The 14,673-nt window shown below is 73.5% G+C and carries 14 protein-coding genes; 5 read left to right on the forward strand and 9 right to left on the reverse strand.

The annotated features are described in order from the left end of the window. Nucleotides 1-57: 57 nt before the first annotated feature. Nucleotides 58-564, forward strand: a complete 507-nt coding sequence (greA, locus tag CLV56_RS05060; RefSeq protein ID WP_039362566.1) for a transcription elongation factor GreA — start codon at nucleotides 58-60, stop codon at nucleotides 562-564. Between the two features lie 105 nt (nucleotides 565-669). Here the strand turns inward: greA and ilvA are convergent, their stop codons facing one another. From ilvA to CLV56_RS05080, 4 genes are read right to left on the reverse strand one after another with little or no spacing between them, the layout of a single operon-like run. Then, complete coding sequence (ilvA, locus tag CLV56_RS05065) at nucleotides 670-1,881, reverse strand: threonine ammonia-lyase (RefSeq protein WP_039362564.1); 1,212 nt, start codon at nucleotides 1,879-1,881, stop codon at nucleotides 670-672. Continuing rightward, nucleotides 1,878-3,125 (reverse strand): AI-2E family transporter, encoded by a 1,248-nt coding sequence (locus CLV56_RS05070; RefSeq protein ID WP_245857618.1) that lies wholly within the window; start codon nucleotides 3,123-3,125, stop codon nucleotides 1,878-1,880. Before CLV56_RS05070 ends, ilvA begins: the two co-directional genes overlap by 4 nt. A gap of 1 nt (nucleotide 3,126) precedes the next feature. Further along, nucleotides 3,127-4,287 carry a cystathionine gamma-synthase gene (locus CLV56_RS05075; protein WP_039362562.1) on the reverse strand — a complete coding sequence of 387 codons (1,161 nt, stop codon included), beginning with the start codon at nucleotides 4,285-4,287 and terminating at the stop codon, nucleotides 3,127-3,129. Between the two features lie 44 nt (nucleotides 4,288-4,331). Next, nucleotides 4,332-5,522: a glycerophosphodiester phosphodiesterase gene (locus CLV56_RS05080; RefSeq protein ID WP_039362559.1), complete on the reverse strand. Its 1,191-nt coding sequence runs from the start codon at nucleotides 5,520-5,522 to the stop codon at nucleotides 4,332-4,334. 99 nt (nucleotides 5,523-5,621) lie between these two features. On the opposite strand from CLV56_RS05080, the gene CLV56_RS05085 reads away from it, so the two are divergent. The 3 genes from CLV56_RS05085 to CLV56_RS05095 all read left to right on the forward strand — a co-directional run bounded on the left by CLV56_RS05085 (nucleotide 5,622) and on the right by CLV56_RS05095 (nucleotide 8,528). Beyond that, nucleotides 5,622-6,725: a zinc-binding alcohol dehydrogenase family protein gene (locus CLV56_RS05085; protein ID WP_245857620.1), complete on the forward strand. Its 1,104-nt coding sequence runs from the start codon at nucleotides 5,622-5,624 to the stop codon at nucleotides 6,723-6,725. Nucleotides 6,726-6,790: 65 nt separating this feature from the next. Beyond that, nucleotides 6,791-7,423, forward strand: coding sequence for a peptide-methionine (S)-S-oxide reductase MsrA (gene msrA / locus CLV56_RS05090; protein ID WP_039362556.1), 633 nt, complete (start codon nucleotides 6,791-6,793; stop codon nucleotides 7,421-7,423). Nucleotides 7,424-7,442: 19 nt separating this feature from the next. After that, nucleotides 7,443-8,528, forward strand: coding sequence for an alpha/beta hydrolase family protein (locus CLV56_RS05095; RefSeq protein ID WP_245857623.1), 1,086 nt, complete (start codon nucleotides 7,443-7,445; stop codon nucleotides 8,526-8,528). Nucleotides 8,529-8,541: 13 nt separating this feature from the next. Here CLV56_RS05095 and CLV56_RS05100 read toward each other — a convergent pair whose 3' ends face one another. Genes CLV56_RS05100 through CLV56_RS05120 form a run of 5 tightly spaced genes read right to left on the reverse strand, consistent with a single transcriptional unit; the run spans nucleotide 8,542 to nucleotide 13,495 of the window. Next, nucleotides 8,542-8,820, reverse strand: a complete 279-nt coding sequence (locus tag CLV56_RS05100; protein WP_039362591.1) for a DUF2277 domain-containing protein — start codon at nucleotides 8,818-8,820, stop codon at nucleotides 8,542-8,544. Nucleotides 8,821-8,860: 40 nt separating this feature from the next. Beyond that, complete coding sequence (locus CLV56_RS05105) at nucleotides 8,861-10,225, reverse strand: cryptochrome/photolyase family protein (RefSeq protein WP_039362553.1); 1,365 nt, start codon at nucleotides 10,223-10,225, stop codon at nucleotides 8,861-8,863. After that, nucleotides 10,222-11,478 (reverse strand): SAM-dependent methyltransferase, encoded by a 1,257-nt coding sequence (locus CLV56_RS05110; RefSeq protein ID WP_100414489.1) that lies wholly within the window; start codon nucleotides 11,476-11,478, stop codon nucleotides 10,222-10,224. Before CLV56_RS05110 ends, CLV56_RS05105 begins: the two co-directional genes overlap by 4 nt. Beyond that, nucleotides 11,475-12,224 carry a DUF1365 domain-containing protein gene (locus CLV56_RS05115; RefSeq protein WP_039349389.1) on the reverse strand — a complete coding sequence of 250 codons (750 nt, stop codon included), beginning with the start codon at nucleotides 12,222-12,224 and terminating at the stop codon, nucleotides 11,475-11,477. Before CLV56_RS05115 ends, CLV56_RS05110 begins: the two co-directional genes overlap by 4 nt. Next, the gene (locus CLV56_RS05120; RefSeq protein WP_039349392.1) at nucleotides 12,221-13,495 is read right to left on the reverse strand and encodes an NAD(P)/FAD-dependent oxidoreductase; all 1,275 of its coding nucleotides are present in this window, start codon (nucleotides 13,493-13,495) and stop codon (nucleotides 12,221-12,223) included. Before CLV56_RS05120 ends, CLV56_RS05115 begins: the two co-directional genes overlap by 4 nt. A gap of 202 nt (nucleotides 13,496-13,697) precedes the next feature. Between CLV56_RS05120 and CLV56_RS21340 the strand changes: the two genes are divergently transcribed. Further along, nucleotides 13,698-14,669: a MerR family transcriptional regulator gene (locus CLV56_RS21340; protein WP_039349395.1), complete on the forward strand. Its 972-nt coding sequence runs from the start codon at nucleotides 13,698-13,700 to the stop codon at nucleotides 14,667-14,669. Nucleotides 14,670-14,673: the final 4 nt, after the last annotated feature.

The raw sequence follows: 14,673 nt of genomic DNA on the forward strand, positions 1-14,673 counted from the left end.
GGAGCCCTGGCCCCAGGCATGTTGTCTGGGGTTTGTTACATCAAGGAGCAGTCCCCCATGACCACGTCGAACGAGAACGTCATCTGGCTCACCCAGGAGGCCTACGACGCCCTCCAGGCCGAGCTGGACCATCTTCGTGGGCCTGCGCGGACCGAGATCGCCACGAAGATCGCCGAGGCCCGCGACGAAGGCGACCTGCGTGAGAACGGCGGCTACCACGCCGCGCGTGAGGAGCAGGGCAAGGCCGAGGCCCGGATCCGCCAGCTCGAGGACATGCTGCGCCGCGCGCAGGTCGGCGAGCAGCGCGCCGACGACGGCCTGGTCGAGACCGGCATGATCATCACCATCAGGTTCGCCGGCGACGACGACACCGAGTCCTTCCTGCTCGGCTCCCGGGAGATGCTCGCCCTCGACGGATCCGTCGACATCGAGGTCTTCTCCCCGCAGTCCCCGCTCGGCTCCGCCATCCTCGGCAAGCGCGCCGGCGAGACGGCGTCGTACGAAGCGCCGAACGGCAGCACCGTCAGCGTCGAGATCGTCGACGCCAAGCCGTACGTCGGCTGACGTCGACCCCGGCACCGGTCGATCGGGGCCACCGCCGATCCGGCCCCGCGCGCTCGCACGGCCCGAGCCCCTCCCGCCGACCCCACGTGGTCCGGCCGGAGGGGCTCAGCGGTAGTGGAGGACGTACCCGCGGGTCCGCAGGGCCTCCTCGACCCGCGCGCGGTGCTCGGGCCCTCGCGCCTCGACGCTGAGCGCGACCTCGACCTCGTCGACCCCGAGCGTCGCCGAGGTGCGCTCGTGGACGACGTCGAGGACGTTGACCTCCATCTGCGCCAGGACGCGCAGCAGCTCTTCGAGCGCACCGGGTCGGTCCGGGATCCGCGCGGAGAACGACAGGAACCGCCCCGCGGCCGCCAGCCCGTGGCGGACGACCCGCATGAGCAGCAGCGGATCGATGTTGCCGCCGCTCAGCACGGCGACCAGCGGACCCTCTCCTGCGAACTGTCCGGGATGCTCCATCAGCGCGGCGACCGCGGCGGCACCGGCCGGTTCCACGACCTGCTTGGCCCGCTCGAGCATCATCAGCAGCGCACGGCTCAGCGACTCCTCGCCCACGGTGACGACGTCGTCGACCCAGCGCGCCACCTGTTCGAACGGGACGTCACCGGGGCGCGAGACCGCGATCCCGTCAGCCATCGTCCGCCGACCCTCCACGGAGGTCGGGGTGCCCTGAGCGAGCGACGGCGGGTACGCGGCGACGTGCTCGGCCTGGACCCCCACGACCCGGACGTCCGGGCGCACCGCGCGGGCCGCGAGCGCGATCCCGGCGACCAGCCCGCCACCACCGACCGGGACGACGATCGTCGTCGCCTCGGGCACCTGCTCGAGGATCTCCAGCCCCAGGGTCCCCTGGCCGGCGACCACGTCGGGGTGGTCGAACGGGTGGATCAGCACGGCACCGGTCCGCTCCGCGTACGCGTGGGCCGCCTCGAGCGCACTCTCGACGCTCGTGCCGGCGGTCTCGACCTCCGCACCGTACGCGAGGGTCGCCTCGAGCTTCGGCAGCGGAGCGCCCTCGGGCATGTAGACCTTGGCTCGCGTCCCGACGAGCGAGGCCGCGAGCGCGACGCCCTGCGCGTGGTTGCCGGCACTCGCCGCGACGACGCCGCGCGCCCGTTCCTCGGGTCGCAGCCGCGCGATCCGGACGTACGCGCCGCGGATCTTGAACGACCCGGCGCGCTGGAGGTTCTCGCACTTGAGCACGACGCGACGGCCCAGCAGGTCCGACAGCGGCCGCGATCCCTGGACCGGCGTCCGCGACGCGATGCCGGCGAGCATCGCCTCCGCGGCCCTGACCTCGGCGAGGGTGACGGTCACGGATTCTCCTCGTCGGGCTGATCGCGCCGGCCGTCGTGGTCGGCCTCGGGCGTGCGACCGCCGCCCGGACGGTCGCCGCGGTCGGCGGGGCCGGGCGAGTCCGCGAGCGGGCTGTCCGAGTCGGCGGCCGGCGGCGCGCCGGACCCTGGTGGCCCGTGGGGTTGTCGGTACGCCGCCCAGCCCGGCGCGAGGTGCCGTACGACCGAGTTCACGCAGGCGACGGTCGGCACCGCGAGCAGGGCACCGACGATCCCCGCGAGGGTCGCGCCGGCCGCGATCGCGGCGATGATCGCCAGCGGGTGGACCGCGACGAACGCGCCCATCAGGAACGGCTGCAGGACGTGGGACTCGAGCTGCTGGACCGCGATCACGCCGATCAGCATCAGCACGGCCACCCAGGGCCCCTGGGCCACGAGCGCGACCATCACGGCGACCAGCCCCGACAGGAACGCGCCGATGATCGGGATGAAGGCACCGAGGAAGACGAGGGTCGCGATCGCGAGGGCGAGCGGGACGTTGAGCACGACGGCGACCAGCGCGATGCCGATCGCGTCGACGAGGGCGACCAGCACCGTCGCGCGGACGAATCCGGTCAGCGTCGTCCACGCGACGCGTCCGGACGAGTCGACCCGCTCCCGCGCGGCCTGCGGGACCAGGCGGGTGACCCACCCCCAGATCCGCTTGCCCTGGTAGAGGAAGAAGTAGGTGGCGAACAGCGCGATGAAGAGCCCGGCGACGAAGTGGGTGACCGTCGTGCCGACAGCGGTGACCCGGCTGACGAGGTCGGTCGAGCCGGCGTCCTGGAGCGCCTGGGTGACGTCGTCGAGCCAGCCGGAGAGCTGGTCGTCGGACAGGCCCAGCGGTCCGGTCCGGGCCCAGTCCTGGATCTCGTCGATGCCGACGATCAGCTGGTCCCGCAGGTCGTCGAACTGGGTGGCGACCTGCTGGCCGATCAGCGTGAGCATCCCCGCGACCAGGGCGATCCCACCCAGCACGACCGCGAGGGCCCCGGCGAGCCTGGGCACGCGGAGCCGCTCCAGCGCGTCGACCGCCGGGACCGCCAGGGCGGTGATCAGCACGGCGATCGCGATCGGCACGGTGATCTCGGAGAAGTAGCCGAGGACCAGGAAGACGCCGTAGGCGACGACGGCGATCACGATCAGCCGCCACGACCAGGCGGCACCCAGACGGATCCCGTACGGAACGTCGCGGTCCACGTCACGCGGCTCGGTCGGTCCGGCCACGTCAGCCCCGGGCGTACCGCTCGAAGGCCCGCTCGAGGTCCGCGACGAGGTCGTCCCCGGTCTCGATCCCCACGCTGACCCGGATCAGGTCGGAGGGCACCTCCAGGGGCGACCCGGCGGCCGACGCGTGCGTCATCCGGCCGGGGTGCTCGATCAACGACTCGACGCCGCCGAGGGACTCGGCGAGCGTGAAGAGCTCGGTGTGCTCCACGACGCCGAGCGCGGCCTGCTCACCGGCGGTCATCCGGAACGACACCATCCCGCCGAAGCGGCGCATCTGGCGGGCGGCGACCGCGTGGCCGGGATGCTCGACCAGACCCGGGTAGATCACCTCGGCCACCTCGGGTCGGCCCTGCAGGAACGCGACGACCGCCTCGGCGTTGTCGCAGTGGCGCTCCATCCGGATCCCGAGGGTCTTCAGACCGCGCAGCACGAGCCACGCGTCGAACGGGCCCGCGACCGCACCCATCGCGTTCTGGTGGAACCGCAGCGGCTCCTCGAGCGCCTCGTCACCGACGACCAGCGCGCCGCCGACGACGTCGGAGTGCCCGCCGGCGTACTTCGTCGTCGAGTGCACGACGACGTCCGCGCCGAGGGCGAGCGGCTGCTGGAGGTACGGCGAGGCGAACGTGTTGTCGACGACGAGCAGAGCGCCGGCCTCGTGCGCGACCTCGGCCAGCGCGGCGATGTCGGCGATCCCGAGCAGCGGGTTCGTCGGCGTCTCGACCCAGACGATCTTCGTGCTGCCCGGGCGGATCGCGGCGCGGACCGCGTCGACGTCGGCGACCGCGGCCGCGTCGTAGGCCAGACCCCACCGCGTCTCGACCTTGTCGAACAGCCGGAACGTGCCGCCGTACGCGTCGTCGGGGATGACCACGTGGTCACCCGGCGAGGTCAGTGCGCGCAGGAGCGTGTCCTCGGCGGCCAGGCCGCTGGCGAACGCGAGCGCGGCCGGACCGCCCTCGAGGGAGGCGAGGCACTCCTCGAGGGCGGTCCGGGTGGGGTTGGCGCTGCGCGAGTACTCGTACCCCTCGCGCAGACCGCCGACCCCGTCCTGCTTGTAGGTGCTGGTCGCGTAGATCGCGGGGACCACCGCCCCCGTCCGGGGGTCGGGCTCCTGCCCCGCATGGATCGCACGCGTCTCGAAGCCGTAGTCAGTCACTCCGCGAGCGTATCCGGAACGCGACAGTTCGCTCAGGGGGCCGCTCAGCGGGCCACCACGGAGTCACGCGCCGCCACCGCGATGTCGGGGTGGTCGGAGAACAGCCCGTCGATGCCCGCGCGCAGGAACGTGGTGACCTCGCCCTCGAGGTCGCCGATCGCGTTCGGGTCCGTGCCGATGCGGAAGTCGGCGGCCAGGAACTGGTTCTCCGCCCGGAAGGTCCAGGAGACGACCTCCAGGCCGAAGCGGTGCGCGTCGTCGATCACGTCGGTCGGCTCGGTCAGGTAGCCGTTCGCGTCCCGAGGGATCAGCACGTTCTTCTCGGCACTGACGATGTCGATGAACCGCGACAGCTTCTTCAGACCGGCGGGCTTCACCAGGTCGGCGTACGTCGTGGGGTTGCCGGCCACCGTGTAGTCGTACGGCTGGCCGCTGGCGCTCACGTTGAGCGCCAACGGGTTGCGGACCCGTCGGCTCAGGTCGGCGAGGTTGCCCACCTCGAACGACTGGATCGTGACCGGCGAGCGGCGGCCGTCGAGGTTGCGCTGGCGCAGCAGCCGCACCAGCGGGTCGGAGAGATCGAGGCCGATCGAGGCGAAGTAGGTCGGGTGCTTCGTCTCCGGCACCACCTCGATCGTGCGGCCGGTGCGACGGCTCGCCCGCGCCGCGAGATCGATCACCTCGGCCAGCGTCGGGACCTCGTACCGACCGTCGTAGACGGTGTTCGCCGGCCGGACCTGCGGGAGGCGCTCCTTGGCACGCAGCGTCTTCAGCTCGGCGAGGGTGAAGTCCTCGGTGAACCAGCCGCTGATCGCTCGGCCGTCGATCGTCTTCGTGGTCCGCCGATCGGCGAACTCGGGGTGGTCGGCGACGTCGGTGGTGCCGCCGATCTCGTTCTCGTGGCGCGCGACGAGGACGCCGTCGCGGGTGATGACCAGGTCGGGCTCGATCACGTCGGCGCCCTGGCGGATCGCGAGCCGGTAGGCGGCGAGGGTGTGCTCGGGGCGGTAGCCGGAGGCGCCGCGGTGCGCGATCACGTACGGCTCGCTCGCGTGGCCCTTGCCCTTCGGGTGGCCGCGGTCGTGGTCCTTCCCGTGGCCCTTGGGGTGGCCCGAGTCGCGACCGTGGTCGCGGGCGGTCTCGAGTGCGGAGGCGGTCGGGGCGGTGGCGGCGAGCATGGCGCCGGTGAGCAGCGCCGCGACGCCGACGAGGACGGTCTGACGAAGTGTCTTCATGGCCCTCGAGCCCATCGGTCGGTGGTGGCGTCAGCGCGGCGGGCGTGCGAGCACGGCATGAACGGTGCGCGAACGCTCGATCGCGCTCACACTGATCGGGTGCGGGCATGGCGCGTGGTCTCGACAGCCTCGACCGGCGAGGGTGCCTCGACCGGCGAGGGTGCCTCGACCGGCGAGGGGTCGCCGATCGAGCAAGACCCGCCGCCGATCGAGCGAGACCCGCCGCCGATCGAGCTCGTCGAGATCCCCGACCCCGTCGCCGGTGCCGGCCACCTGCTGGTGCGGGTGGCGGCCTGCGGTGTGTGTCGCACGGACCTGCACGTGATCGAGGGCGACCTGCCCACGCACCGCGAGAACGTCGTCCCCGGGCACGAGGTGGTCGGTCGGGTCGAGCGCGTCGGGCCGGGTGTCCGCGGCTGGCAGGTCGGCGACCGGGTCGGTGTCGCGTGGCTCCGGTCCACCTGCGGACGGTGCCGGTGGTGCGTCCGGGGGATGGAGAACCTGTGCCCGAAGGCCTCGTTCACGGGGTGGGACGCCGACGGCGGGTACGCCGAGCTCACCGCCGTCCCGGCGGACTTCGCGTACCACCTTCCCGAGGGCCCCAGCGACGTCGAGCTCGCTCCGCTGCTGTGCGCCGGGATCATCGGCTACCGGGCGCTGCGTCGTAGCGGGCTCCCGCTGCGCGGCCGGCTCGGGCTGTACGGCTTCGGGGGCAGCGCGCACCTGACGGCGCAGGTCGCGATCGCCGAGGGCGCACGGGTGCACGTGATGACCCGTGGCGAGGACGCGCAGCGGCTCGCGCTCCACCTCGGCGCGGAGTCGGCGCAGGGGGCGTACGACCCGCCGCCGGAGCCGCTGGACGCCGCCATCCTGTTCGCGCCCGTCGGTGAGCTGGTCCCGACCGCGCTCCAGGCGCTGGACCGCGGCGGCGTGCTGGCGATCGCCGGGATCCACCTCAGCGACGTGCCGCCGCTGGGCTACGAGCGCGACCTGTTCTACGAGCGCGAGATCCGCACCGTCACCGCGAACACCCGCGCCGACGGGCACGCGCTGCTCAGGATCGCCGCCGCGTCGCACGTGCGCGCGACCACGCACCCGTACCCGTTCGAGCGCGCCGTCGACGCGTTGCGGGACCTGCGGGCCGGGCGGTTCGACGGTGCGGCGGTGCTGGTGATGGACGAGCCAGGCGCTCCGCCCGGATGAGCGGGTCCGCGGGAACAGCCAGGACTCCCGCGTGGTTGAGATGATCACAGGGAGGAAGGAGCCCCATGTTCTCGTTCAAGTCCCACCTCATCTCACCCGAGCAGGCTCTGCCGGGCCGCACGGAGCGGCCGTTCTCGGTCGGAGGTGAGCACCTCGTCCTCGGCAACCCGGTGGTCACCGACCCGCCCGAGGGGTACGAGGTCGCCGTGTTCGGTCTCGGCTGCTTCTGGGGTGAGGAGCAGACGTTCTGGCAGGTCCCGGGCGTCTGGTCGACCTCGGTCGGCTACGCCGGCGGATACACCCGCAACCCGACCTACGAGGAGGTCTGCTCCGGCCGCACCGGGCACGCCGAGGTCGTCCGGGTGGTCTACGACCCGAAGCAGGTCTCCTACGACGACCTGCTGAGGGTGTTCTGGGAGAACCACGACCCGACGCAGGGGATGCGCCAGGGCAACGACCGCGGCACCCAGTACCGCTCGATCATCCTCACCACCACCGACGAGCAGGCCGAGCGGGCCGAGGCGTCGCGCGCTGCGTACCAGACGCGGATGAGCGCGCACGGCTACGGCGAGATCACCACCGTGATCACCCCGCTGGGCGACTACTGGTACGCCGAGGACTACCACCAGCAGTACCTGGTGAAGAACCCGTTCGGCTACTGCCCGAACCACTCCACCGGCGTCACCGTCGCCGGGTGAGCCCGGGCTGAGCGAAGCCGTGCGTCGTCCGGTCGTCGCCCTCCTGTCCGCCGTGGCCCTCGCGGCCACGGCGGCGTGCTCGGCCGCGACCGACGATGCCGGGTCGTCCGACGGGTCGCCGACGCCGAGCGAGCCAACCCGTACGACGTCCCCCACGACCCCCGCACCGAGCGCGAGCCCGTCGACCACCCCGAGCGTGTCGCCCGCACCGTCCGTGCCGACGGCCGAGAGCCGGGTCTCGCTGCCGACGTTGATGGCCCGGTCGTACGACGGGCGCCGGCTGCAGCGCACCGGCGTCCTGGTCCGCACCGACGACTACACCCGCTACGCCGTGCGCTACCGCAGCGACGACCTGTGGATCTCCGGGATCCTCAACGTCCCGACCGGGAGAGGCCCGTACCCGGTCGTGGTGATGGCGCACGGCTACATCGACCCGGCGATCTACGTCCGCGGCCAGGGCCTGATGCGCGAGCAGGACTGGCTGGCGCGGCGCGGCTTCGCCGTGCTCCACACGGACTACCGCGGTCACGCCGCCTCCGACGACACGGGCCCGCTCGACCGCGAGCTGCGCCTCGGCTACACCGTCGACGTGATCAACGCCGTGCACGCGGTACGACGGTCGTCGATGCGCCGCCTCGACGGCGCGCGGGTGAGCCTGCTCGGCCGCTCGATGGGCGGTGGCGTCGTCCTCAACGCACTCGTCACCCAGCCCGGCCTGGTCGACGCCGCCGTGGTCTTCGCGTCGGTCAGCTCGGACGCCGTCGACAACTTCGAGCGCTGGACCCGTCCGGAGCGGCCCGAGAGCGTCAGCCGGATCGAGCGGCGGTTCGGTCTGCCCGAGCAGAACCCGACGTTCTGGCGGCAGATCTCGTCCCGGACCTACGTCGACCGGATCACGGAGCCGGTGCTCCTGCACCACGGCACGTCCGACGACTCCTGCCCGTACCGCTGGTCCGTCCGGACCACGCGCGCGCTGACGAACGCCGGCGTCGACGCCCGGCTGCGGACCTACGAGGGCGAGGAGCACGCGTTCGGGCCGCAGTGGCCGCAGTCCATGCGGCGGACCCTGCGATTCCTGCGGTCCTCGTCCGAGCCGCAGGCCTGACCCGGGTGCGCGCTCAGCCGGCGAGCCGGCCGTAGCGCTTCTCGGCCCGGGCACGCGCCTTCGCGGCCTCGACCTCACGGTCCTTCGGCGGCGCGCTCGTCACGAGATCGTCGAGCAGGTGGCGGGTGATGTGCGCGATCTCGGCGACGGCCCGGTCGAAGACCTCGGCGTTGGCCTGGGACGGCTTGTTCATCCCGCTGACCTTGCGCACGTACTGGAGCGCGGCGGCGTCGACCTCGTCGTCGGTCGCGGACGGCTCGAAGTTGTGGAGGGTACGGATGTTGCGGCACATGCTCGGCACGCTACGCCGGTCGCGGCCACGGCGGTAGCCGTCAGGTGCGCGCGGCCGTGCGGTCACGGGCGACGGCGAACCGCGCCAGCGCCTCGCGCCGCTCGGTGTCGTGGTCGACGATCGGCTCCGGGTAGTCGCTCGCCGCCTCGGGAACGCGCCACGGCTCGTGCACGCTCGCTCCCGGCAGGTCCCGCAGCTCCGGCACCCAGCGGCGGACGTACTCCCCGTCGGGGTCGAACCGTCGGCCCTGGAGCACGGGGTTGAAGACCCGGACGTACGGGGCCGCGTCCGTCCCGGTGCCGGCGACCCACTGCCAGCCGTGGTTGTTCGACGCGACGTCGCCGTCGAGCAGGAGGTCGAGGAAGTGGCGTGCGCCGTGGGGCCACCAGACGTGCAGGTCCTTGACCAGGAAGCTCGCGGTCACCATCCGGACCCGGTTGTGCATCCAGCCCTCGGCCCGCAGCTGTCGCATCCCGGCATCCACGAACGGGAAGCCCGTCCGCCCGGCCCGCCAGGCCTCCAGCGCGTCGCCGCCCTCCCCGACGTAGTCCAGCGGCAGGTCGTCGCGCAGGTCCGACCAGGCCGACCGCGGGTGGTGGTGGAGGACGTCGGCGTAGAACTCCCGCCAGGCGAGCTCGTCGGTGAACCGTCGCGTCGCCTCGGCAGCCCCGCCGCGCGAGACGTCGGCGAGGTCGGCGAGGAGCGTCCGGGGATGGATCTCGCCGTACTTCAGCGGGATCGACAGCCGGCTGGTCGTGTCCAGGTCCGGGCGGTCGCGCTGGTCGGCGTAGTCGGCGAGACGCTCGTCGCGGAACGCGTGCCACCGGCGCAGCGCCGCGCGCTCCCCCACCTCGCCGACGTCCGTCGACGGCCGAGGCAGCGGGTCGGACGCGAGCCCGCGCCGCCACCGGACCTTGCGCGGCGATGTCGCGGGCGCCGGCCACCCGTGCTCGCGCCACGCGCGGGCGTAGGCCGAGAAGACCCGCGCCGGGGTCCCCGCCTGCGTCGTGACCCGCCCGGGCCCGACGGCGTACGGCGAGCCGGTGACCACGAGGTCGCGGCTCTCGGCCCGAAGCGCGTCGCGCACGGCGTCGTCGCGGCGGCGGCCGTACGGTGTGGACTCCCCGGTGACGTGCACGTGCTCGGAGCCGACCTCTGCGGCCACCGCCGGCACCACCGTCGCGGGATCGCCCTCCCGGACGACCAGCGCGCCGCCGCAGGCGTCGCGCAGCGCTGCGACGGAGGCGAGCCACCGGTCGCGGCGTGCGGTCGGGCGAGCCAGCAGCCTCGGGTCGAGCACCACGAGCGCGACCACCTCGTCGGCCTCGTCGCGGGCCGCGAGCAGGGCCGGGTGGTCGGCGAGACGGAGGTCGCGCCGGAACCAGACCACGGACGCGGACTTCACGCCGCCCGCTCGAGCCGGATCTGGGCGACGTCGAGGTAGCCGGCGGCGAACCCGGCCTCGCAGTACGCGAGGTAGAACTCCCACGTCCTCCGGAAGGCCTCGTCGAACCCCAGGTCACGGATGTGCGGCCAGGCCGCGGCGAAGCGGCTCCGCCACCGTCGCAGGGTCTCGGCGTAGTCCGGCCCGAACGCGTGCACCTCGCTGACCCGCAGGCTGGTCGTGCCGAGCGCCCGGTCGATCGCCGGCAGCGACGGGATCAGCCCGCCGGGGAAGATGTGCTTCTGGATCCAGCCGAAGGAGTCGCGGGTCGCCACGAGCCGGTCGTCGTCCATCAGGATCGCCTGCACGACGACGCGGCCGCCGGGCGCGAGGCACCGGTCGAGGGTCTCGAAGTAGACCGGCCAGAACTCCTCGCCGACCGCCTCGATCATCTCGATCGAGACGATCGCGTCGTAGTGGCCCTCCGCGCTGCGGTAGTCCTCGACCCGTACGTCGACCCGGTCGGCGACGCCGGCGGCCTCGAACCGCTCGCGAGCCGCCGCGGCCTGCTCGACCGAGAGGGTGTGGGTGGTCACCGTCGCGCCGCGCTCCGCTGCGCGCAGCGCCAAGGAGCCCCACCCGGTGCCGATCTCGAGCACGCGCGTCCCGGCCCCGACCCCGGCACGGTCGAGCACCGCGTCCAGCTTGCGACGCTGCGCACCGGCGAGCGACTGGTCCGCGAGCGGGATCTCCCGGTCGAACAGCGCGCTGCTGTAGGTCATCGTGCTGTCGAGGAACGCGGCGAACAACGCGTTGCTCAGGTCGTAGTGCGCCTCGATGTTGCGGCGGGCTCCCTCGGGCGTCCCCCGTTGCGCCCGAGGGAGCCGCCGATCGACCAGGCGGCGCAGCCGGCGCAGGGCCGGCGGGACCGCCGTGGTCACCCGCTCCGCGAACGGGAGCAGGGCGTCTGCGAGATCGGTGCCGTCGGCGACGCGCCAGTCGCCGGCCGTGTAGCCCTCACCGATCCCGATCTTGGGGTTGTCGGCGATCCGGTCGAACAGCGCGTCGGGGCGCACCAGCTCGATCTCGGGTCGCGCCGTCGCCGGGTCGTCGCGCCGGGAGCGTCCGAGCTCGGTCCCGTCCGGCATCCGCACGCGGACCGGCACCCGGCGCAGGGCTGCCGCGAGGACGGGCCTGGCCAGGCGGCGCCGCAGCCCGCCGCGCGTTACGACGGTGTGCGGGAGCTGCCGCGGGTCGTCGATCGTCGTCGTCATGCTCGCTCCTCTCGGAAGGGTGCGGCGGTGCGCGCGTAGCGCGGCAGGCCCCGCGCCCACAGACGGACGCCGTGCCAGCGGATCAGCGCGCTCACCTGCCAGGTCCAGAACGGGCGCCGCACGGTCGTGCGGACGGCCGTGAGGGTGGTCGCCGGTACGGGGCGGCCGGCGACCCCGGCGACCAGGACCTCCTCGCCGTCGCGCCACAGCCGGATCTCGACGGCCACCGCGGTCGCGTCGAGCCGGACCCGGACCTGGTAGCGGCCGGCGGTGTCGTTGAACGGCGAGACGTAGAGGACCTTGTCGACCTCGGCCGCCCCCGCGTCGTCCGGCTCCACGACGTACGCGTGCCGTCCGCCGTAGGTGTTGTGGACCTCGAGCACGACCGCCCGCAGCGTCCCGTCGGCCCGCAGGCACCAGAACACGCTGAGCGGGTCGAACACGTGGCCGAGCCGTCGCGCGTGCGCGAGCATCAGCACCCGGTCGTCGGGTGCCGTCGCGATCCCCTGCCCGGCGAGCGCGTGCTCCACGCCCGCGCGCAGGCCGACCGCGGGGTCGCCGGCGAAGTGGTCGCGGTTGCGGAAGCGCGCGAGCAGCCGTACGCCGCGCGGCATCCGACCCAGCCGGTCGACGTCGACGAGCCACTGCTCGTGGTGGTGCGCGAACGCGTACGGCTGCGGCACCGTCCGTCGGTGCCACACCCGCCCGCGGACGACGGCCGGCAGCTCGAGGCCCCTCACGGTCACCAGGACCCCCCGAGCTGCTCGGCCGCCAGCACACCGGACCGGGCGCCGTCCTCGTGGAAGCCCCACCCCAGGTGCGCGCCGGCGAACGCCAGGCGCGGACCGCCGGCGGCGCGCAGCACCCCCGCTGCACGCACCGCCGCCGGTGTGAAGACGGGGTGGGCGTACTCCATGGCAGCGACCACGGAGTCACGAGCGACGCGCCCGGCCGGGTTCAAGGTGACGACGAGGTCGTCGCCGTCGAGTCCCTGGAGGCGGTTCATCCAGTAGCTGACCAGCACCTGCGACTCCTGCCCGCCGCAGCGACGGAGCCGATGGTTCCAGCTGGCCCTCGCCCTCGGCGCGTCCGGCAGGACCGAGGTGTCGCGGTGCAGCCAGGTCGGGTTCACCGAGTACGTGATCGACGCGAGCGCGGTGTGCTCGGCGTCGTCGGCGTCGCTGAGGATCTTCAGGGCCTGGTCGGCGTGGACCGCCACCACGACCTGGTCGAACCGGTGGCTCGCCTGGTCGGCGGTCCGGACCTCGACCCCGTCGTGGTGACGGGTGACCGCGGTGACCGGCGTCGCGGTCCGTACGTCACCGAGCCGCGCGGCGAGCGCGTCGACGTAGGTGCGCGAGCCTCCGACGACGGTCCGCCAGGTCGGTGACCCGGTGACGGTCAGCATGCCGTGGTGCTCGAGGAAGGCGAACAGGTGACGCGCCGGGTAGCCGAGCGCGTCCGCGTCGCCCGAGGACCAGACGCACGCGACGAGCGGCGTCGCGAAGTGCTGCACGAACGCGTCGCTGAAGCGCTCGCGGGCGAGGAACTGCCCCCAGGTCAGCTCCTCGTCCCCGTCGTCCGCGAGCACGGCGCGGGCCCGTCGGTGGAACCTCGGGACCTCGGCCAGCATCCGCACGAACCGTGGCTCGAGCACGCGGCGCGGCTGCGCCAGGATCCCGCCGGCGCCGCGTCCGCCGGCGTAGGACCATCCGCACTCGTCGCACGTGATGCTCATGGACATCTCCGTGGGGCGGGTCCGCACGCCGAGCTCGTCGACGAGCCGCAGGAAGTGCGGGTACGTGCGCTCGTTGTGCACGATGAAGCCGCTGTCCACCTGCACCCGGCCGCCGGAGCCGTTGTCGACCGCATGCGTGTGGGCGTGCCCGCCGAGGCGGTCGTCGGCCTCGAAGAGCGTCACGCGGTGCGTCCGACGCAGCACGTACGCAGCGGTCAGGCCGGAGACGCCGGCGCCGATCACGGCGACGCTCGGCGCGTCGGAGGTCTGGCTCGTCATGCACGTCCCTCAGGTCGATTCGGCTTCTGGTCGGTCCGGCAACGGGTGTCGCTCGGTGCGTCGTGCTGGTCATTCGACGCCGTCGAGCGTATGGTTTGGTCCGGACTTTGTCAAAGGTTTGTCCAAGCATAGGCACCCGGGCAAGGACCGCGCAGATCGCCGCGCGAACGACCTGGCATGCTGGCGGAGCGACGGAGGGCGGATGTACACGATCAAGCACGCGGCAGCGCTGGTCGGCGTTCCCGAGGCGACGCTGCGCGCCTGGGAGCGGCGCTACGGCGTCGTGTCGCCGCGGCGGTCGAGCGGTGGCTACCGCCTCTACAGCCCCGAGGACGTCGCCGCGCTTCGGCACATGCACGCCCTGGTCGGCGCAGGGTGGTCCGCCCGCCAGGCCGCCGACGCCGTCGCCTCGATCGCCTCCCCGGCCCGGGCCGCGCAGGACGGCGACCGCGCGGCGCCCACCGTCGGCGACGTCGTCCCGAGCCTCGCCGTGCCGGGGAGCGACGCGCTCGTCGAGGGGGGCGCGGCCCGCCCTCCGGGTGAGCAGCCGGAGGGGGGCGAGCTCGTCGACGCCGCCCGGTTCCTCGATGCTGCCGCCGCGTCGCAGGTCCTCGACTGGCACTTCGCCCGAGGCTCGTTCGAGCACGTCCTCGACGGCTGGCTGCTGCCGGAGCTGGAACGGGTGGGCCTCGCGTGGGAGGTCGGGGCGGTCACCGTCGCCGGCGAGCACCTCGTCGCCGGCGTTGTGCACCGGCGCCTCAGCGCCGCGTTCGACGCCGCAGGCGCCGAACCGCCGCCGTCCACCGAGCGTCCCCGTGTGCTGACCGGCCTGGCGCCCGGAGTCAGGCACGAGCTGGGGATGCTGGCCTTCGCGACCGCGGCGCGGCGACGCGGGTTCGACGTCGTCCACCTCGGCAGCGATCTTCCCGTCGGCGAGTGGCAGGCCGCCGCCCGCCACCACGGGGCCCGGGCCGCCGTGCTCGCGGTGCCGTCGCAGGACGACGTCGAGCCGACCCGCGAGGCGGCGCGCGCCCTCCGGGCCGCCGACGTGCCGGTCGTGGCGGTCGGAGGGCGGCACCAGGACCTGCTCGGCGAGGACGCCCTCCAGCTCGGCCACCGGATCGGGCCCGCACTCGACCGCCTGTCGGCGGCCGTGCGCGATCCGCGACGCTGAGCAT

The sequence above is a fragment of the Mumia flava genome (assembly GCF_002797495.1).
Classification (GTDB): Bacteria; Actinomycetota; Actinomycetes; order Propionibacteriales; family Nocardioidaceae; genus Mumia; species Mumia flava.

What these genes read in the sequence shown, in the direction of transcription:
- greA (WP_039362566.1), top strand. Translation starts at nt 58, where the DNA reads ATGACCACGTCGAACGAGAACGTCATCTGGCTCACCCAGGAGGCCTAC.
- CLV56_RS05080 (WP_039362559.1), bottom strand. Translation starts at nt 5,522, where the DNA reads ATGAAGACACTTCGTCAGACCGTCCTCGTCGGCGTCGCGGCGCTGCTC.
- msrA (WP_039362556.1), top strand. Translation starts at nt 6,791, where the DNA reads ATGTTCTCGTTCAAGTCCCACCTCATCTCACCCGAGCAGGCTCTGCCG.
- CLV56_RS05100 (WP_039362591.1), bottom strand. Translation starts at nt 8,820, where the DNA reads ATGTGCCGCAACATCCGTACCCTCCACAACTTCGAGCCGTCCGCGACC.
- CLV56_RS05110 (WP_100414489.1), bottom strand. Translation starts at nt 11,478, where the DNA reads ATGACGACGACGATCGACGACCCGCGGCAGCTCCCGCACACCGTCGTA.
- CLV56_RS05120 (WP_039349392.1), bottom strand. Translation starts at nt 13,495, where the DNA reads ATGACGAGCCAGACCTCCGACGCGCCGAGCGTCGCCGTGATCGGCGCC.
- CLV56_RS21340 (WP_039349395.1), top strand. Translation starts at nt 13,698, where the DNA reads ATGTACACGATCAAGCACGCGGCAGCGCTGGTCGGCGTTCCCGAGGCG.